Annotated in this window: 15 protein-coding genes and 1 riboswitch; of the genes, 1 reads left to right on the top strand and 14 read right to left on the bottom strand. The window is 37.8% G+C overall.

Going from position 1 to position 18,756, the window contains the following annotated elements; all coding sequences use genetic code 11:
• Positions 1-19: 19 nt before the first annotated feature.
• The gene (locus tag AO58_RS0112100; protein WP_024981957.1) at positions 20-1,270 is read right to left on the bottom strand and encodes a dicarboxylate/amino acid:cation symporter; all 1,251 of its coding nucleotides are present in this window, start codon (positions 1,268-1,270) and stop codon (positions 20-22) included.
• A 166-nt stretch (positions 1,271-1,436) separates the two neighbouring features.
• Here AO58_RS0112100 and gldA point away from each other — a divergent pair, with 166 nt between their 5' ends.
• The gene (gldA, locus tag AO58_RS0112095) at positions 1,437-2,333 is read left to right on the top strand and encodes a gliding motility-associated ABC transporter ATP-binding subunit GldA (protein WP_024981956.1); all 897 of its coding nucleotides are present in this window, start codon (positions 1,437-1,439) and stop codon (positions 2,331-2,333) included.
• Positions 2,334-2,422: 89 nt separating this feature from the next.
• On the opposite strand, the gene AO58_RS0112090 is transcribed toward gldA, so the two are convergent.
• The 13 genes from AO58_RS0112090 to AO58_RS0112030 form a co-directional block, all read right to left on the bottom strand.
• Complete coding sequence (locus AO58_RS0112090; RefSeq protein ID WP_255211335.1) at positions 2,423-3,370, bottom strand: glycosyltransferase family 9 protein; 948 nt, start codon at positions 3,368-3,370, stop codon at positions 2,423-2,425.
• Between the two features lie 284 nt (positions 3,371-3,654).
• Positions 3,655-4,611, bottom strand: a complete 957-nt coding sequence (gene metF, locus AO58_RS0112085) for a methylenetetrahydrofolate reductase [NAD(P)H] (RefSeq protein WP_024981954.1) — start codon at positions 4,609-4,611, stop codon at positions 3,655-3,657.
• 95 nt (positions 4,612-4,706) lie between these two features.
• Positions 4,707-7,385 carry a methionine synthase gene (gene metH, locus AO58_RS0112080; protein WP_024981953.1) on the bottom strand — a complete coding sequence of 893 codons (2,679 nt, stop codon included), beginning with the start codon at positions 7,383-7,385 and terminating at the stop codon, positions 4,707-4,709.
• Positions 7,321-7,515 carry a hypothetical protein gene (locus tag AO58_RS18015; protein WP_155959420.1) on the bottom strand — a complete coding sequence of 65 codons (195 nt, stop codon included), beginning with the start codon at positions 7,513-7,515 and terminating at the stop codon, positions 7,321-7,323. The genes metH and AO58_RS18015 overlap by 65 nt, the downstream gene beginning before the upstream one ends.
• Before the next feature lie 227 nt (positions 7,516-7,742).
• A complete protein-coding gene (locus tag AO58_RS0112075; protein ID WP_211516859.1) occupies positions 7,743-8,927 on the bottom strand; it encodes a PDDEXK nuclease domain-containing protein in 1,185 nt (394 codons plus the stop codon).
• Positions 8,928-9,171: 244 nt separating this feature from the next.
• Entirely contained in the window at positions 9,172-10,173 is a 1,002-nt protein-coding gene (locus AO58_RS0112070) for a homocysteine S-methyltransferase family protein (protein ID WP_024981951.1), read from the bottom strand.
• Positions 10,174-10,411: 238 nt separating this feature from the next.
• Positions 10,412-10,519: riboswitch (SAM riboswitch) on the bottom strand.
• 180 nt (positions 10,520-10,699) lie between these two features.
• On the bottom strand, positions 10,700-11,755 hold the full coding sequence (locus AO58_RS0112060; protein ID WP_024981950.1) for an NAD(P)/FAD-dependent oxidoreductase: 1,056 nt from the start codon (positions 11,753-11,755) through the stop codon (positions 10,700-10,702).
• A 177-nt stretch (positions 11,756-11,932) separates the two neighbouring features.
• Complete coding sequence (locus tag AO58_RS0112055) at positions 11,933-12,514, bottom strand: precorrin-2 dehydrogenase/sirohydrochlorin ferrochelatase family protein (protein WP_024981949.1); 582 nt, start codon at positions 12,512-12,514, stop codon at positions 11,933-11,935.
• 45 nt (positions 12,515-12,559) lie between these two features.
• A complete protein-coding gene (cobA, locus tag AO58_RS0112050; protein WP_024981948.1) occupies positions 12,560-13,390 on the bottom strand; it encodes a uroporphyrinogen-III C-methyltransferase in 831 nt (276 codons plus the stop codon).
• Between the two features lie 13 nt (positions 13,391-13,403).
• Positions 13,404-15,494, bottom strand: a complete 2,091-nt coding sequence (locus AO58_RS0112045) for a ferredoxin-like domain-containing protein (RefSeq protein ID WP_024981947.1) — start codon at positions 15,492-15,494, stop codon at positions 13,404-13,406.
• 113 nt (positions 15,495-15,607) lie between these two features.
• Positions 15,608-16,852 carry a sulfate adenylyltransferase subunit 1 gene (locus tag AO58_RS0112040; protein ID WP_024981946.1) on the bottom strand — a complete coding sequence of 415 codons (1,245 nt, stop codon included), beginning with the start codon at positions 16,850-16,852 and terminating at the stop codon, positions 15,608-15,610.
• A gap of 89 nt (positions 16,853-16,941) precedes the next feature.
• On the bottom strand, positions 16,942-17,841 hold the full coding sequence (gene cysD / locus AO58_RS0112035) for a sulfate adenylyltransferase subunit CysD (RefSeq protein WP_024981945.1): 900 nt from the start codon (positions 17,839-17,841) through the stop codon (positions 16,942-16,944).
• Positions 17,842-17,958: 117 nt separating this feature from the next.
• The gene (locus AO58_RS0112030; protein WP_369803210.1) at positions 17,959-18,666 is read right to left on the bottom strand and encodes a phosphoadenylyl-sulfate reductase; all 708 of its coding nucleotides are present in this window, start codon (positions 18,664-18,666) and stop codon (positions 17,959-17,961) included.
• Positions 18,667-18,756: the final 90 nt, after the last annotated feature.

Genomic DNA, 18,756 nt, shown 5'->3' with positions numbered 1-18,756 from the left:
TTTATTTGTATGATTTGATTTAATTGATTTCATTTTCTCGTAAAAGCCATTTTTTACCTTCAACGATTCGCGTGACCATCATTGCCGAAATCAAATCGCCATTGGCATTGAGCAAAGTAGCAATGGGATCGACTAGTGTTCCAATAATCATAGCTGCGGGCAAGGCTTGTTCCATCGGAAAACCATAAATGGTAATGGCTAGGATTTCTCCAATATAACCTCCGTTTGGAATCCCTCCTTCCACTACTGATACAATAATTGTTATTCCAATAGCTGTTAGAATAGTGAATGGATCTGTGAAATCCTTACCAAAAATAGCAAAAATTACGGCTATTTTTACAATAGACGACATACTAGAACCGTCTTTATGCAAAGGCGCTCCCAAAGGAATTACCAAGTTTCGAATATAAGCAGGGATTTTCATTTGTTGAGCCCCTTCAAGATTGGCTGGAATTGTGGCAATACTACTGCAAGTTCCTATTGCTGTAAAGGAAGGCGTGATATTGTTTTTCCAAAACACTTTCACTCCTAATAGTCCTCCCGAAAAAAAAGCATAGATAGTAAAGAATACTATGAAGTAAAAAGTACACATTCCATAATAAACGGCTAGTGGTTTGGCATAGGCACCAAAAAGCTGATGCCCAAAAATACCAACTTGATAAGCAAAATAGGCCCCAAGCCCAACAGGAGCTCCTTTCATAATGATTACCAACAACTGTTTCATCACCTCGTTCGCCGAATGCAAAAATCGAGCAAAATCTTTACCCTTTTCGCCAGCATTCAAAGTAGCAAAACCTAATAAAAAAGAAAAAAGGATTAAAGCCAACATATTCTTACGAGACAAAATTTCATAAAAATCATTTACCGTTAACAGCTGAGTAACGGGCGAATCTGTTGTACTGTTATGAGTAGTGACCAAAGAAGATTTTGCCAAAAAAACAGCCTGATCAACAGGAAAAATAAAAATCCCAATAATCATTACTATGGCAGAAATTATTACCGTTACCAAGAACACCATCAAAACAACTCCGAAAAGTTTACCAAGCTTGTCGCTTTTTTGCAAATTAGCAATCGAGGAAGCTATAGTAAAAATTACCAATGGAATTATCGCTGTAAAAAGTAAATTAAGAAAGATATCACCCAAAGGTTTTATTACCTCAACGTCTTTACCAAAAAGCAATCCAGCCAAACTACCAAGTACAATCCCACCCAAAAGCAATAGGATACTGCTGTAATTTTCTAAAAAAGAATTTGTTTTGTCTTCGCTCATAACTACAAGTTTGAAGTAAATATAGAAATCTTAGCGCATTGGCAGGACAAAAACTGAGATAAATTGATATTCAGCAAAAACAAAATCCCTCAATATTTTTTCATACTATCCAAAGAAACTTCCATAGCTTGGTTTTTCTGTTTACTTTTGCAACAAAATCATTCTTATGTCTATAGAAGTTACAAATTTATCAAAAAGCTATGGTGCTCAAAAAGCATTAGACTCGATTACTTTTTCTGTAAAAAAAGGAGAAATCGTTGGTTTTCTTGGTCCAAATGGCGCTGGAAAATCTACTTTGATGAAAATATTGACCACTTATCTAGCGGCAGATGAAGGCGTAGCGCTAGTAAATGATAAAAATGTTATTTCAGACACCAAAGAAGTACAAAAGATAATTGGTTATCTACCTGAGCACAATCCGTTGTATTTGGATTTGTATGTTAGAGAATATCTGGCTTTTAATGCCGATGTGTACAAAGTACCCTCCTCTCGTATTCAAGAAGTAATTGAATTAACAGGATTAACTCCCGAAAGTCATAAAAAAATAGGACAACTCTCTAAAGGATATCGTCAGCGTGTGGGATTAGCCAATGCCTTATTGCACAATCCAGAAGTTTTAATTTTGGACGAGCCCACTACAGGTTTAGACCCGAATCAATTGGTGGAAATTCGAAATGTGATTAAAAACGTAGGGAAAGACAAAACCGTTTTTCTTTCTACTCACATTATGCAAGAAGTAGAAGCGATTTGTGACCGTGTTATTATTATTGATAAAGGCAAAATTGTAGCTGACAAAAAATTAGAAGTTTTGATTGCCGCCGACAAAGAACAAGTCATCGAAGTAGAATTTGATTTAAAAGTAACCGAAGACCAAATCAACTCCATTCCACATTTAAAATCATTCATCAAAAACAGTGATTATCTATGGGAACTGACCTTTTTGTCGAGTCAAGATATGCGTCCAACCGTATTCGATTTCGCTCACGACAATGGTTTAAAAACCTTGCAACTCAACCAGAAAAACAAAAATCTAGAAGCGGTATTTAGGGAAATTACGAAGTAGAGGTTAGTCCCTAGTGATTAGTAATTAGTGAATAGCAAAAAAACTAAGAACTAAGCGCTAACTGCTAAGGACTAGTTACTATTCACTAATTATTCCAAGCTATCTTTTATCGCTTGAATCCAATCGTCAATTGTAGTTTCGTTGGTATTGATTGCGACACTTTTTGCACCGTAGGGTGCATATTTATCTGTTTTGGTAACCGAAAACAAACCTACTACTGGTAATTGAGCGGCACTAGCCAAATGCATCATTCCGCTATCAGCGCCCACAAAAACAGCTGTATTTTTAAAGAATGCTGTGATTTCTCTAATGTCTTTGCTGTAATAGGTTGGCGCAGCAAAATGTATTTGCGACACATTTTCTACAGGCAACACTTCCAAAATATTGTAGTCTGGAAATTCTTTTAAAATTCTTTCATAAAAAACGGCCCACCATTCCACCGAATAACATTTGGCTCCCGTGGCAAAAGTGAAAAGACAAATCGTTTTTTTAGTTGCTGGAACAATGGCATCCAAAAGCGCTTTCCCTTTAGCTACTTCTTCAGGACTTAATTGCAAAAGCAAATTAGGAATTGGTTTGCTCGGCACTTTCATTCCTACCGAAGCAAGAAAATGACGCAAATCATACACAGGATACTTTGCAATATGAGCATAGTCAGAAAATTGACTAGACAAATCGGTTGCTTGTTCCCCAAAACATTTAAACTTTGCATTGACAAGCTGAATAGACAAACGTCCAGACGAAGAGTTTTTATCAGCATTGATAGCCAAATCGTACTTGTTTTTCTTCAATTTCAACCAGCCATTCATATAGTTTCCTAATTCGTCAAAATGCTTTTTAGGCAAACGAATAATCTGATTTACATTTGTGAAATTTTCAAAAACAATAGGACCAAGATTCCCTTTTATAAAAACATCAATAGTTGCATTCGGGAAAAGATTTTGTACTTCTTGTACCAAAGGTGTAATTAGCAACAAGTTTCCTAAACGGTGATTGGGTCTCGAAATCAAGACTCTCTTTACTTGTTGGAGATCCATTGATCCCTTATTGGTATTCGACGATCTTCCAAGATTTTTTGTAAGAACTCTCATTATTTTTCGTCTAATTTTATTAATTTGTATTTTTAAGTTCATAAATACTGCTTTAAGTTTTAACTAAACTGCTTTAAATCAAATAAATATACGACTTTAAACCAACAATGTGTAAGAACAACAAAAAACTCACAGCTTTCCCAATTTCACTTTAGATTTATAACAAAAAAAATACCCGACAAGCCAAAAGCTCATCGAGTACTTTCAATTGAAATAATATAATCCTTTTATTAAAAAATCTGACTTGCGATTTGTCTGATGTTCTCTGATTTTCCCATAGAATAGTAATGCAAAACAGGAACTCCTGCAGTTTTTAATTCTATAGATTGTTGAATCGCCCATTCTATTCCAACTTGACGAATTTCGGCATTGTTTTTACATTTTTCTACCGCAGCAATTAAATCTTCTGGCAAATCGATACGGAAAATTTGTGGCAACACTTGCAAATGTCTTTCTACCGCAATAGGTTTTATCCCTGGAATAATCGGAACTGTAATGCCCATTTCTCTGGCTTTGGCTACAAATTCGAAATATTTAGCATTATCAAAAAACATTTGGGTAACGACATAATCCGCTCCTGCATCTACTTTTTCTTTAAGACGTTTCAAATCGGTTTGCAAAGAAGGGGATTCCAAATGCTTCTCAGGATAACCCGCTACACCAATACAAAAATCGGCTTTATTATCAATGTCCATTACTTCGTGCAAATACTTCCCTTGGTTCAATTGATAAATTTGGCTTACTAAATCGGAAGCATATTTATTACCTCCATTGGTTGGCACAAACGATTGTTCGTCTTTCATCGCATCACCACGCAAAGCCATCACATTGTCAATGCCTAAGTAATGACAATCCACCAACAAATATTCTGTTTCTTCTTTCGTAAAACCTCCGCAAAGTACGTGCGGCACCGTGTCAACATTGTATTTATGTTTGATAGAAGCACAAATACCCAAAGTTCCTGGACGCATTCTTGTCAACTTCTTTTCTAATAGCCCATTCCCTTTATTTACGTAGATAAACTCTTCACGAGAAGTGGTCACATCAATAAATGGTGGTTTGAACTCCATCAACGGATCGATGTTGTCATATAATTCCTGAATGCTTTTGCCTTTTTGTGGCGGAATAATTTCAAAAGAAAACAAGGTTTCTCCTTTGGCGTTTTCTATATGTTGTGTTACCTTCATTTTTCTTAGTTTGAAGTTTAAGGTTTAAGGTTTAAGGTTCTTTCGAACAACTTTAAACTTTAAACTTTAAACAAATTTTCAACTTTAAACTATTACTAATCAGCTATATTCGGATTCAACCATTTCATCGCTACATCGGTCGAAACATTTCTTCGTTTGGCGTAATCAATTACTTGGTCTTCTTTGATTTTACCTAGTCCGAAATACTTGCTCTCTGGATTTCCAAAATAGTAACCAGAAACGGATGAAGCTGGCCACATCGCCATACTTTCAGTTAAGGTTACTCCAATTTCTTCTTCAACGTTCAATAATTTCCAAATCGTCGGTTTCTCTAAATGGTCTGGACAAGCTGGATATCCTGGTGCTGGACGGATTCCTTTATACGATTCTTCAATTAAATCTTCTTTACTCAACACCTCATCAGCAGCATAGCCCCAAAATTCTTTACGGACTTTCTCGTGTAAATATTCTGCAAAAGCTTCTGCAAAACGGTCGGCCAACGCCTTCACCATAATCGAATTATAATCGTCTAATGCGGCTTCAAATTCGGCAGCCCATTCGTCAACTCCAAAACCAGTAGTCACACAAAAGGCTCCCATATAATCCACTTTTCCACTATCTTTTGGCGCAATAAAATCAGACAAAGCAATGTTTGGCGCTCCTTTGGTTTTCTGAGCTTGCTGACGCAAAGTCAAGAATGTTTGTAATGGATTTCCATTTTCATCTCTCAATTCGATATCGTCGTCGTTGATTTGATTCGCAGGGAAAATTCCGTAAACGCCTTTTGCGGTTAACTTTTTCTCCTCCAAAATAACTTTCAACATCGCTTGTGCATCCGCAAAAACCGAAGTGGCTTGTTCACCCACTACATCATCGGTTAAAATTGCAGGATACTTCCCGAATAATTCCCAAGTTCTGAAAAATGGCGTCCAATCGATATAAGGTACTAATGTTTCTAAATCGACTTCTACGATTTGCTTGCCAATTACTTTGGGTTGTACTGGTGTAAAATTATCCCAATCCAATTGCAATTTATTTTTTCTGGCTTCCTCGATAGACAAGAAATTTTTATCTCGTGAACGATTTAAGAATGTTTCTCTAAACGCATCGTATTCTGCACGAATATCGCTAGCATAAATTTTTCGGTTATGGTCCAATAAATTACCCGCTACGGTCACCGCTCTCGAAGCATCGTTTACGTGAATTACCGTTTCTCTGTATTGAGGCGCAATTTTAACCGCGGTATGCGCGCGCGAAGTAGTGGCTCCACCAATCATTACAGGGATTTTCATATTGCGTTTGTCCAGCTCTTTCGCCAAATACACCATTTCGTCCAAAGACGGCGTAATCAATCCACTCAAACCAATAATATCTACCTCGTGCTCAATAGCTGCAGCAATAATTTTTTCTGGAGGCACCATCACACCCAAATCAACTATCTCATAATTATTACAAGCCAATACGACTGAAACAATATTTTTTCCAATATCGTGTACGTCCCCTTTTACAGTGGCCATCAATATTTTTCCGTTTCCAGATTTGTCTCCAACTTGCTTTGCGGCTTCAATGAAAGGTAAAAGATAAGCCACTGCTTTTTTCATCACACGTGCCGATTTTACCACTTGTGGCAAAAACATTTTACCCGAACCAAACAAATCTCCCACGACATTCATTCCTGCCATCAAGTTAATTTCGATTACTTCGATAGGCTTTTCGGCGGCCAAGCGTGCTTCTTCTACATCAATTTCTATAAAAGCATCCACTCCTTTTACCAAAGAGTGCGTGATTCTTTCTTGCACCGTTCCATTACGCCATTCTTGTATAACCGCTTCATTTGCTTTGGAACCGTCTCCTTTTACATTCTCAGCAAAATCCAATAAACGTTCAGTAGCATCATCACGTCGGTCCAGAATCACATCTTCAACGTATTCTAATAAATCTTTTGGAATCTCATCATAAATCGACAACATTTCTGGGTTTACAATTCCCATCGTCATTCCGTTTTGAATCGCGTGGTACAAGAAAACCGAGTGCATAGCCTCTCTCACCACATCATTTCCTCTAAACGAAAACGATACATTACTCACACCACCACTAATGTGCGCGTGTGGTAAATTCTCGCGAACCCATTTGGTTCCTCTAAAGAAATCCAAAGCATTCAAGCGGTGCTCTTCCATTCCTGTAGCCACAGGAAAAATATTCAAATCGAAGATGATATCTTGTGGTGGAAAATGTACTTTGTTCACCAAAATATCATACGAACGCTGACAAATTTCAATACGCCTTTCATAATTATCGGCCTGACCTACTTCGTCAAAAGCCATCACAATCACCGCCGCACCATAACGTTTGATTAAGTTCGCGTGATGAATGAATCGCTCCTCACCTTCTTTCAAAGAAATCGAATTCACGACACATTTCCCCTGCACCACTTTCAAACCCGCCTCAATGATTTCCCATTTCGAGCTGTCAATCATAATCGGCACACGCGAAATATCTGGTTCGGCCGCAATCAAATTCAGGAATTTGGTCATAGCATATTCGCCATCCAACATCCCTTCGTCCATATTGATATCGATAATCTGCGCGCCACCTTCTACTTGTTGGCGTGCTATATCCAGCGCCTCATCGTATTTCTCTTCCTTTATCAATCGAAGAAATTTTCGCGAACCCGTCACATTGGTTCGTTCCCCCACATTCACAAATACGCTATCGGGCGTGATGATTAAGGGTTCCAATCCAGATAATACTAGGTTTCTTCTTTTTTCTGCCATTTCTTTCTATTTTCAACGGAATAAATTCCGTCGCTACATTATTTATCGTTTCTTTATCCAACGGATTAAAATCCGTTGCTACAAAATAAGTCGTTCCTATGGAACTTTTTCTGATCGTCTTGCTTGTCATTACAAGGAGTCAAGCAAAATCCTTATTATTTTCTATCCTACATGATTTACAAAATCTTATAGATACTATGCTTAATTCTTTGGGCGTGTCCCAAGGGCCGGCCTATCCGTTACAAGTCCTTGACCAACTCCGTTATCACTCCATTGGTCTGTGGGCTTTCCACTACTATCCCTCACGCAAAAGTGCTAAACGACCACTTTCTTTTTTTATCAATTTTATTTTCTTCATTACAACAAGGATTTCAACGTTTCCGTATCTGGCAGAATATTTCTATAAGCTTCTGGCAAATCATTATATGTTTTATACGTTACTACTCCCATTGGTTTCGAGGTATCTCGGAATGCAAATTCTACTATTTTATTATTCTTCTCTTTGCAAAGAATAATTCCAATGGACGGGTTTTCGTGTGGCTGTTTCACCATTTCGTCCAATGCCGAAAGATAGAGATTCATTTTACCAACATATTCCGCTTTAAACTTCCCCTTTTTCAATTCTATAGCTACTAAACTCTGAATTTTTCGGTTAAAAAATAGCAAGTCTATAAAATACTCCTCGTCCTCAATAAGCAATCGGTGCTGATTCCCAATAAAACTAAATTCAGACCCCAAAGCCATTATGAATTTTTTAATATTCTGCACAATGGCATTCTCCAAAACACGTTCGTTTGGTTCTTCATCGGCATCTTCAATATTGATAAAATCCAACAACATTTCATCTTTAAAAACCATCAATGCTTTTTGCCTAAAAGCATTTTCAGATAAAGTGCTTTGAAAATTATGCGCCAATTTTCCTTGCCGTTGATACAAATCCGACTTTAAATGGTGTTTTAAGGTTTCAAAACTCCAAAACTCGGTTGCCACTTTTTGGATATAAAAAACACGCTCTTCCGTAACTTCCGCTCCTCGAATTATAAGACGATGCTGCGTAAATGGAACTTTCAAAAACAACTCTATCCATTCATTTTCTAATTCAGCAGTTGGCAACTGCTGAATTAGAAAACTATCATTCAAATCGTCAGTTGGCAACTGGCGATTTGTGTTTTTCAATTCGGCAGACGGCAACTGACGATTTAACTCTTCTTCCGAAAAGTGAAAAAGAGGTGCTTTTTTGTCTATCAAAAAAGAATGCATACATTCCCATTCTTCATAGAAAATACGCATATTTCTAATGTTAGTGGCCGAAAAACCTCTCAAACCGTGAAGCTCTTGTTGCAACAAACTCGAAATACTATCAATGGCTCCCTTTCCCCAATTTTTGTTCCGACTATGAAACGATACATATTGACCGATACAAAAATACAATTTCAATAATTCAGTATTAGCAAGCGCAGCAGCCTCGTAACGACTTCTCAAAATCGCTTTCTTTATTTGCTGTACCTCTATTACATAATTATTCCCTTCTTGCATTTTCATTTATTATCTTCTATTAATCCACAACGGGATAAGTTTTGTTTCTACAATTATGTTTCATTTCTACACCCCACGGATTAAAATCCGTTGCTACAAAATGGGTCGTTCCTACGGAACTTTTATGCTGCTAGCGTGGGCGTCTCGCTCATTCGACTAATTTTATGCCCTCCTACAAGGTTTACAAAACCTTGTAGGTCTATTTAATTAAACACCTACAAAGTTAAAAAAACCTTGCAGGAACAATATTCTACATCACCGCAGTCGAAACCCTAGGCTTATACTCCTTGGCGATATCCGCAATTAATTTGATGTGTTCTGGGGTGGTGCCGCAGCAGCCTCCTATGATGTTGATTAAATTGTCTTCTAAATAAGAACGAATTTGCGCTTGCATTTCTTCAGGCGTTTCGTCGTATTCTCCAAAGGCATTCGGTAAACCTGCATTAGGATGCGCTGAAATATTGAAAGAAGTATTATGCGACAAGGTTTGCAAATAAGGCTTGAGCAAATCGGCACCCAATGCGCAATTGAATCCTACACTCAACAACGGAATATGCAAAACCGAAATCAAGAAAGCCTCAACGGTTTGTCCAGAAAGGGTTCTTCCTGAAGCATCGGTGATGGTTCCTGAAACCATAATAGGCACATCGATGTTGCGTTCTTCTTTGACTTCTTCGATGGCAAAAAGTGCGGCTTTGGCATTCAGCGTATCGAAAATAGTCTCTACCAAAAGAATGTCACAACCACCGTCCAACAAGGCTTCGACTTGTTGTTTGTAAGCGATGCGTAAATCATCAAAAGTTACGGCGCGGTATCCTGGGTCGTTTACATCGGGCGACATACTTGCAGTTCTGTTCGTGGGTCCGATGGAACCCGCTACAAAACGCGGTTGGTCTGGATTTTTTGCGGTGAATTCATCGGCTACTTCTCGGGCTAGTTTAGCGGATTCGTAGTTGAGTTCGTATACCAAATCCTCCAAATGATAATCGGCCATTCCGATGGTGGTTCCTGAGAAAGTGTTGGTTTCTACAATATCGGCTCCAGCCTCAAAATAGGCGGCGTGCACGGCTTTGATGGCCTGTGGTTGCGTGAGAGACAATAAATCATTGTTCCCTTTTAACGGATGCGGAAAATCTTTGAATCGTTCGCCACGAAAATCTTCTTCGGAGAAATTGTAGCGTTGCAACATCGTTCCCATCGCTCCGTCGAGCACGAGAATTCTTTTTTTAATTTCTTCTTGTATTGTTGACATACTTTATTTTAAACCGCTAAGTCGCAAGGGCGCAAAGCTTTATTACTATTTCCAAATATTCACTATTTGAGGCTCTTTAGCCCCGATAGCAACGACATCCCTTTATGCTGGTGTTCAGCATAAAAGATATAGTGGATAGCGGGAACGTTGATGGCAAAAAAGCCCCAATGATGCGCTCATTCAATTATTTAAAAATGTATCGGGAAAGGGGTTTGAAAAAATACGAGACTGTATTTTGTTGTTATCTATCCGCGCTATGCTTGGTAGAATGTAGCACCTTCTTTAAAAAAGTAAAGGGTTGCTAAGGTTTCATCGGGTCTTTTCCCTCCGCCTTTCGTGATAACTTTCAATAAAAATAGGAACGATGCAAAGTAACGACATAACGCTAACAATTGCAAGTGTTTTTTTAGAAGTTTAAAAGTTTAAAAAAAGGTTGAAATTGTTTCAAGTTGTTTAAGATTGTCGCCGAATCGACGCATCACTTAAACTTTTAAACAATTTAAACCTTTAAACGGAATAAGCGAAACTATACAATAGCTTTCACAACTGCTTTTGGTGCTTCTTTACGAGTACCGTCGAATCCGTCAACACCTGAAACGGTGGTGTACTTCATCACATATTTTTTACCTGGATTGATAATTTGGTAAGCCGCTTGACACATTAACGTGGCTTCGTGGAATCCGCAAAGAATCAATTTTAATTTTCCTGGATAAGTGTTTACGTCACCAATGGCGAAAATCCCAGGAATGTTGGTTTGATAATCTAAAGCATTGTTTACTTTGATAGCGTTTTTTTCGATTTCTAATCCCCAATCGCCGATAGGTCCTAATTTTGGAGTCAATCCGAAAAGTGGAATAAAATAGTCGGTAGCGATGGTTTGCTTAGCGCCTTTGTCGTCTTCTACCACTACAGATTCGATATGTTCGGCACCATTTAAGCCTACTACTTCTCCTGGAGTTATCAATCTGATTTTTCCAGCAGATTTTAATTCTTGTACTTTTTCAACAGAATCTAATGCGCCACGGAATTCGTTACGACGGTGAATTAAGGTTACCTCTGATGCTACATTCGACAAGAAAATACTCCAGTCTAAAGCAGAATCACCACCACCAGCAATCACCACTCTCTTATCGCGGAATTTTTCTGGATTCTTGATGAAGTATTTGATTCCTTTGTCTTCGTAAAACTCAATGTCTTCGATTAAAGGTTTTCTTGGTTCAAAACTTCCTAATCCTCCAGCAATAGCAATAACTGGAGCGTGGAATTTTTTCCCTTTATTAGAGGTTACAATAAAGCTACCGTCTTCTTGTTTTTCGATGGTTTCTGCACGTTCTCCAAGGGTAAATCCAGGCTCAAATTGTTTGATTTGTTCCATTAAGTTATCCACCAAATCTCCCGCTAATACTTCTGGAAATCCTGGGATATCATAAATAGGTTTCTTAGGATACAATTCTGATAATTGTCCGCCTGGCTGTGGCAAGGCATCCAAAATATGACATTTTAATTTTAATAATCCTGCTTCGAAAACGGCGAAAAGCCCTGTTGGTCCTGCTCCTATTATTAATATATCTGTTTTAACCATCTTTTTTTATTTATACTTATTACTTCTTTTTTTTCATTTTGTACGGACAGGTTGGACCTATCCCTACGGTGTTCAAATAAACGATTAATTCATTTGAGGATTCGTGATAAATATCACTTGGGTGTTTTTTTTATTGTAATGAAGGACAGGTCGCGACCTGTCCCTACGGTACGCGTATTATTTATTATTTTTTAATGCCTCGGTGATTTCGTTCATTCGCTGCACCTTTTCTTCAAAATTGCCTTTCAACGTTTTGCGATATTCATTCAGGTTTTCGACCATTTTATTCACATCTTCTGGAATAACCTCTTCAAAAAATTCACGCAATCGCTTGGCGGTTGTCGGTGATTTGCCGTTGGTTGAAATGGCGATTTTCACATTGCCTTTGGTCACAATTCCGCCCAAATAATAATCGCATAAATCGGGTGTATCGGCAATATTACAAATCAAATAACGCTTTCTGGATAAATCATACACGCGTTTGTTCACCTTCAAATCATCCGTGCAAGCTATTACTAAATTACGCTTGCGAAGCATCCAACGATTGAATTTTTTTGGTGTCAGTTTTACTGAAGGATGTCTTTCGGCCAAAGCTTCCAACTCGGGAAGAAATCGCGGCGCCACCACTTCAACATTCGCATTTGGACTTGATTTCAACATAAAAGATAACTTTTCTAAACCCACATTTCCGCCACCAACAATCAATACATTTAATTGATGTAGTTTTAAAAATACGGGATATAATTCGTTTCTTTCCATTGTTTATTTTTTTGGGTCAGATTAAAACCTGACGGTTTTGTTTATTTAGGTCAGGTCACGACCTGACGCTACGATAAATTCTTCGTAAAAACCTTTCAATTTATTGCTTTCTTTTACCACTTCGCCAATTACAATGATGGCGGGATTACTCAAATTATGCGCCGCTACAACAGCTTCTATCGTATCAATCGTTCCTACTCCTATTCTTTCTTCTGGAGTGGTTCCATTTTGAATAATAGCAATCGGCGTTTCACCTTTGCTTTCCTCTTGAAACAGGGCAACAATTTGCGCCAATTTACTCATTCCCATTAAAATCACCACCGTTGCCGTTGATTTGGCTGCTAGCTGAACATCATTTGATAATTTTCTTGCCGATGTTGTGCCAGTAATTACCCAAAAGCTTTCAGAAACGCCTCGTTTTGTCAACGAAATCCCTTGATAAGCAGGAACCGCAATTGATGATGAAATACCTGGAACGACAAAGGTAGGAATTCCAAAGCTTTCAGCGTGCTCAATTTCTTCACTTCCACGTCCAAAAATAAAGGGGTCACCTCCTTTTAATCGAACAACGTGACCGTAAGTCAAGGCATTATCAACAATTAACTGATTGATTTGCTCTTGCGAATAGGCGTGACTTCCTTTGCGTTTGCCTACAAATATCTTGATTGATGATTTTGGCGCAAACTCCATTAACTCTTCGTTAGCCAAAGCATCATACAAAACGACATCGGCTTCAGCCAAAGCTTTTACCCCTTTTATAGTCAAAAGGTCTGGGTCACCTGGGCCTGCACCCACTAAAGTAACTTTAGGTGCCCCAGCCCGGCCCGGCCCAAATGGGAGGGTGGAAGAATTGGTACTTGTTATTTTATAGCTCATACGCTTCCTCTTTTTATGCTTTTGATAAATCTAGTGCTCTGTATGTTTCAATCGTTTCAAAAAACGCAGTTGCTGTCGCAATGTATTCTTTGGCAAAAGTTTCAGATGGTTCGTTTTCTCTTATTTGATAAACCAATTCTTTAAAAGAAGTGGCTAATTGTATTTTATTCGTCTCCACAAAAACGGTATCAAACAAATCAATGATTCCTGCGTGATGGTTTGTTTTTTGGTTTTCGGCCAATAACAAAGCTTTGGCTCCATTTACAAATCCAGCGTAGGCCAAGTAAATCGCATCCGACCATTTTTTATCCTCGAAAGCTTCTTGTGCAAACGTCAATTTGTCTTTGGCTTCGTACAACAAAGTCGCAACTAAATCAATTACCACACCAGCACATTCGCCCACTCCAACTGCTTTCACATAATTATCGGCGTTGCCCCAATCTACAAAATCAGCTTCGGTTAAATTGGTCACATCGGCCAAAGGTTTCAAAAATTCATAGAAATATTTCTCTCCTTTAGCATCATAATAATTCAAAAAGGACTGTCCGTTGGCATTGGCTTCAAAATCATTCAAAATCAATCTTAAAGCTTCTGGACCACGACGACTTGGGATTTTGATTACTTTATCAGAAAAACGTCCTTGTCCGTTTCCTAAATTTCCTCCACCCAACAATACTTGTAAAGCTGGTGCAACCAGTTTACCTGCATTGATAGACATTCCTTGGAAACCAATTTCGGCCATATTGTGTTGTCCACAAGCGTTCATACAACCACTAATCTTGATAGTGATTTCGTTTGAATTGGCATAGTGAGGATATTCTGTCGCTAAAACTCTTTCTAATTCTACTGCAATTCCAGTACTACTCGCGATTCCTAAATTACAAGTATCGGTTCCAGGACAAGCGGTAATATCTGCGGTACTATTGTATCCTAACGCAACAAAATCTAATTTGGCTAATTCTTGATAGAAGAAAGGCAGCGCTTCTTCTTTTATATGACGAATTAAGATATCTTGACGCAACGTAAAACGCAATTCGTTAGTTGCATAATTTTTGATTAAATCGGCCAATTGTCGGGCTTTATCAATATAAAAATCGCCAAGAGCTACTTTGATTCCGATAGCCACATAACCCGCTTGTTTCTGCGGAATAACATTGGCTTTTTTCCAAGCTTCGAAGGCAGCGACATCATCAATCACAACTTGTGGAGCATCCAATATTGGCGTTGGAATGGCTTTTTCAAAAGGAGTTGTATCAATTTCAACTACTTGATGCGATAAAGCCTTTTTCTCTTCTTCGACCAAACGCAAAAACTCCTCTTTTCCGATTTCTTTAACCAAAAACTTCATTCTCGCTTTCAATCGTTTGGCTCTTTCGCCGTGACGGTCAAAAATTCTCAATATTCCTTCTGTGGTTGGAATGATTTGATTGGCAGGGATGAATTCAGACAATAATTCGGCGTGACTAGGTTGTGACCCTAAACCACCTCCAAACAATACTTTAAATCCTTTTTGACCATTAACAATCTTTGGAATAAATCCTAAATCGTGCAAATAACTCAAAGCGGTATCTTTATCAGAAGAAGAAAAAGACATTTTGAATTTACGCCCCATTTCTTGACACACTGGATTTCTCAAGAAAAATTCGAATAGTGCGTGTGCATATGGAGACACATCAAATGGTTCGTCTGGGTCGATACCCGCAGTTTCGCTTGCTGTAATATTTCTAACAGTATTCCCGCAAGCTTCTCTTAAGGTAACATCATCTTTCTCTAACTCGGCCCAAAGTTGTGGTGTTCTGTCTAAACTCACATAGTGAATTTGGATATCCTGACGTGTAGTAATGTGCAAACGTCCCGTAGAATATTCTTCAGAAACTTTACAAATACGATGCAATTGTTCGCTTGTCACTTTACCAAAAGGCAATTTGATACGAATCATTTGCACGCCTTCTTGACGTTGCCCATATACACCTCTTGCTAAACGAAGAGAACGAAAACGTTCGTCATCGATTTTTCCATCGCGGAATAAAGCAATTTTTCTTTCTAAATCGATTATATCCTTTTGGACAATCGGATTCTCTATTTCGGTTCTAAAACTTTCCATAAGCCCCACCCCAGCCCTCCCCAAAAGGGAGGGAGCCGAGTCTAGTATTTAGTTAATAATTTTTTCATTCTATCGTTATTCCCACTAATTTCCCCCTTTGGGGGTTAGGGGGCTTATTTTATAAACCCAACGCCTGCTGTTGTGTTGGTTGCAGCATCAATTAATATGAAAGCTCCATTTGATTTGTTATCTGTATAAGCATCAAAATAAATGGCTTTGCTTAATTTGATGGTTACTTCTCCTATTTCGTTTATAGCCAATTGAGTTGCTGGTGTTACTCCAGAATAATCGGTTGCGATTACGTTTTTCACCCTGTCAATTTTTGCCAAGACTCTATTGGTGTTGTGTTGTACAAAATACTTTGCTCCTGCCACTAATTTTTTGCTATCCATCCAACAAACGGTTGTTGTAATTTCTTTTTCTATTTTTGGCAACTCGCTTGATTTTACAATCATATCACCACGAGTCACATTGATGTCATTTTCCAATTCGATAGTGATGGAGGAACCAGCAATAGCTTCATCGTATTGCTTATCGAAAAAGTGAATGTTGGTTACTTTAGATTCTGTTAAAGAAGGTAAAACAGTTACCGCATCGCCTACTTTAATTGAATTTCCATATAATTTTCCTGCATATCCTCTAAAGTCGTGGTACTCTTCCGTTTTTGGACGAATAACGGTTTGTACAGGAAAACGAGTAATACCATTTTCATAAATATCATTCGGTTCCAAAGATTCCAAATGTTCCAAAACGGTTTGCCCAGAATACCAAGGCATATTGTCTGATTTTTGAGCTACATTTCCACCATTGATAGCACTTAGCGGAATATAACTAACGTTTTGTTCTTTGAAAGCGCTTTTAGCATTTAAGGCTTGAAAATCGGCTTTGATTTTATTGAAAACTTCTTCGGAATACTCCACCAAATCCATTTTGTTAATGGCCACAATCACGTCTTTTACACGCAGTAAATTATTAATGAAAAAATGACGGTAGGTTTGCTCAATTACTCCTTTTCGAGCATCAATCAAAATAATTGATACTTGAGAAGTCGAAGCACCAGTTACCATATTACGAGTATATTCTACGTGACCTGGTGTATCGGCAATGATGTAACTTTTTTTCGCAGTAGAAAAATAAATATGGGCTACGTCTATTGTAATTCCTTGCTCTCTCTCAGCCACCAAACCATCAGTCGCCAAAGAAAAATCTAGGTAATCGTATCCTTTTTGCTTACTGCTTTTTTCTATTGCTTCAATTTTATCGGTAGTCAAGGATTGTGTATCGTATAATAATCTTCCGATTAACGTACTTTTTCCGTCGTCTACACTTCCTGCTGTTGCTATTTTTAAAACTTCCATTCTTGTTTTGTTTATTGTTTGTTGTTTATTGTTTGTTGTTTAGAGTAAAAGGACATTTCCATAAACTATAAACGAAAAACTATAAACTCTTAAAAGTACCCTTGTTGTTTTCTTTTTTCCATAGCGGCTTCCGAACGTTTGTCGTCGATTCTGGCGCCTCTTTCAGAAATGGTAGAAGAACGAATTTCTCCAACTACTTCAGCAATAGTGGCGGCATACGACTCTACTGCGGCGGTACAACTCATATCTCCAACGGTTCGGAAGCGAACAATTCGTTCTTCGATTTGTTCGTCTTCTTCTTGGTACACATAAGGAGAATGTGACCAAATTAAACCGTCTCTCAAAAAAACTTTTCTTTTGTGTGAAAAATAAATCGACGGAATCTCGATTTGTTCTTGTTCGATATAACTCCAAACATCCAATTCGGTCCAGTTTGAAATTGGAAAAACACGTACGTTTTGACCATTTTCGATTTTACCATTCAACAAATCAAACAATTCAGGACGTTGATTTTTTTCATCCCATTGCCCAAAATCATCACGTACTGAGAAAATACGCTCTTTGGCTCTGGCTTTTTCCTCGTCTCTACGTGCTCCACCGATACAAGCATCAAATTTAAATTCTTCGATAGCATCCAAAAGTGTGGTGGTTTGCAACGTATTTCTACTAGAATATTTACCTGTTTCTTCTATTACTTTACCTTCATCAATAGCATCCTGAACATTACGAACGATTAATTCTAAACCTAATTCTGCTACCAATTTATCTCTAAACTCAATGGTTTCTGGAAAATTATGTCCCGTATCTACGTGCAACAACGGAAAAGGAATTTTGGCTGGAAAAAAGGCTTTTTGTGCCAAACGCACTAGTGTAATCGAATCTTTTCCTCCTGAAAAAAGCAAAACAGGTCGGTCAAATTGAGCAATTACTTCTCTGAATATGTAAATAGCTTCGCTTTCTAAAGCATTTGTTTTTAATACTGAACTCATTATTTTTAGTTTAAGAGTTTAAAGTTTAAAGTGTAAGGTTGTTACAACCTCGACTAAAATCTTACCACTTTTATTGTTTTTTCTATTCTCTTTATTCTATTTTCTAAAATCTGCCTTCTATTTTTGGTGCAACCCACATTCTTTGTGACTGGATTCCCAAGACCATCTTCCAGCTCTGATGTCTTCTCCTTCGACTATGGCTCTTGTACAAGGCGCACAACCTATACTTATGAATCCTTTCTTGTGCAAGCTGTTTTGTGGCACATTGTTATCATCAATATATTTTTGTACCTCAGCCAAAGTCCATTTGAGTAGAGGATTGAATTTGATGATATCAAAATGGGCATCGTATTCGAAAAGGGCTAAATCATTTCTATTTTCAGATTGCTCTGCTCTCAACCCTGTAATCCAAACTTTATTACCCGCTAATCCTTTTTTCAACGGCACCACTTTTCGAATGAAACAGCACTCTTTTCTGTTTTCTACCGATTCGTAAAAGCTATTGGGTCCTTTTGTATTTAACAATTGCTCTACATGACTCGTTTCTGGATATAAAGTCTGAATATTCACTTTGTATTTCTTTAGCGTCTTATGAAAAACATCGTAAGTTTCTTGAAACAACCTTCCAGTATCGAGGGTAAATATTTTTATCGGCAATTCATTGATTGCAATTAAAGCCGTGATTACTTGGTCTTCTTGTCCGAAAGAAGTCGAAAAAACTACTTTTTCTGGAAATTCATTAGCCAAAAAAGCTAAAGTCTCCTCGATGGAAAGGTTTTCGGTTCTCTTTATTAATTCTTTTGTTACTTCAATACTCATAGTCATTTCATTTTAAAATCTATTACCCTATCGGTTTTGTAGATTATTTGGCAAAAGTAGTATTATTTTCTAAATCACAAAATTTATTTTTAAAAA

Origin of the sequence: Flavobacterium succinicans LMG 10402 (genome assembly GCF_000611675.1) — a bacterium.
In the GTDB taxonomy this organism is placed as follows: domain Bacteria; phylum Bacteroidota; class Bacteroidia; order Flavobacteriales; family Flavobacteriaceae; genus Flavobacterium; species Flavobacterium succinicans.
The sequence above is the reverse complement of the archived record's forward strand: the minus strand, read 5'-3'. Positions and strand labels throughout refer to the sequence as shown.

What these genes read in the sequence shown, in the direction of transcription:
- AO58_RS0112100 (WP_024981957.1), bottom strand. Translation starts at nt 1,270, where the DNA reads ATGAGCGAAGACAAAACAAATTCTTTTTTAGAAAATTACAGCAGTATC.
- gldA (WP_024981956.1), top strand. Translation starts at nt 1,437, where the DNA reads ATGTCTATAGAAGTTACAAATTTATCAAAAAGCTATGGTGCTCAAAAA.
- AO58_RS0112090 (WP_255211335.1), bottom strand. Translation starts at nt 3,370, where the DNA reads ATGGATCTCCAACAAGTAAAGAGAGTCTTGATTTCGAGACCCAATCAC.
- metF (WP_024981954.1), bottom strand. Translation starts at nt 4,611, where the DNA reads ATGAAGGTAACACAACATATAGAAAACGCCAAAGGAGAAACCTTGTTT.
- metH (WP_024981953.1), bottom strand. Translation starts at nt 7,385, where the DNA reads ATGGCAGAAAAAAGAAGAAACCTAGTATTATCTGGATTGGAACCCTTA.
- AO58_RS18015 (WP_155959420.1), bottom strand. Translation starts at nt 7,515, where the DNA reads ATGACAAGCAAGACGATCAGAAAAAGTTCCATAGGAACGACTTATTTT.
- AO58_RS0112075 (WP_211516859.1), bottom strand. Translation starts at nt 8,927, where the DNA reads ATGAAAATGCAAGAAGGGAATAATTATGTAATAGAGGTACAGCAAATA.
- AO58_RS0112070 (WP_024981951.1), bottom strand. Translation starts at nt 10,173, where the DNA reads ATGTCAACAATACAAGAAGAAATTAAAAAAAGAATTCTCGTGCTCGAC.
- AO58_RS0112060 (WP_024981950.1), bottom strand. Translation starts at nt 11,755, where the DNA reads ATGGTTAAAACAGATATATTAATAATAGGAGCAGGACCAACAGGGCTT.
- AO58_RS0112055 (WP_024981949.1), bottom strand. Translation starts at nt 12,514, where the DNA reads ATGGAAAGAAACGAATTATATCCCGTATTTTTAAAACTACATCAATTA.
- cobA (WP_024981948.1), bottom strand. Translation starts at nt 13,390, where the DNA reads ATGAGCTATAAAATAACAAGTACCAATTCTTCCACCCTCCCATTTGGG.
- AO58_RS0112045 (WP_024981947.1), bottom strand. Translation starts at nt 15,494, where the DNA reads ATGGAAAGTTTTAGAACCGAAATAGAGAATCCGATTGTCCAAAAGGAT.
- AO58_RS0112040 (WP_024981946.1), bottom strand. Translation starts at nt 16,852, where the DNA reads ATGGAAGTTTTAAAAATAGCAACAGCAGGAAGTGTAGACGACGGAAAA.
- cysD (WP_024981945.1), bottom strand. Translation starts at nt 17,841, where the DNA reads ATGAGTTCAGTATTAAAAACAAATGCTTTAGAAAGCGAAGCTATTTAC.
- AO58_RS0112030 (WP_369803210.1), bottom strand. Translation starts at nt 18,666, where the DNA reads ATGACTATGAGTATTGAAGTAACAAAAGAATTAATAAAGAGAACCGAA.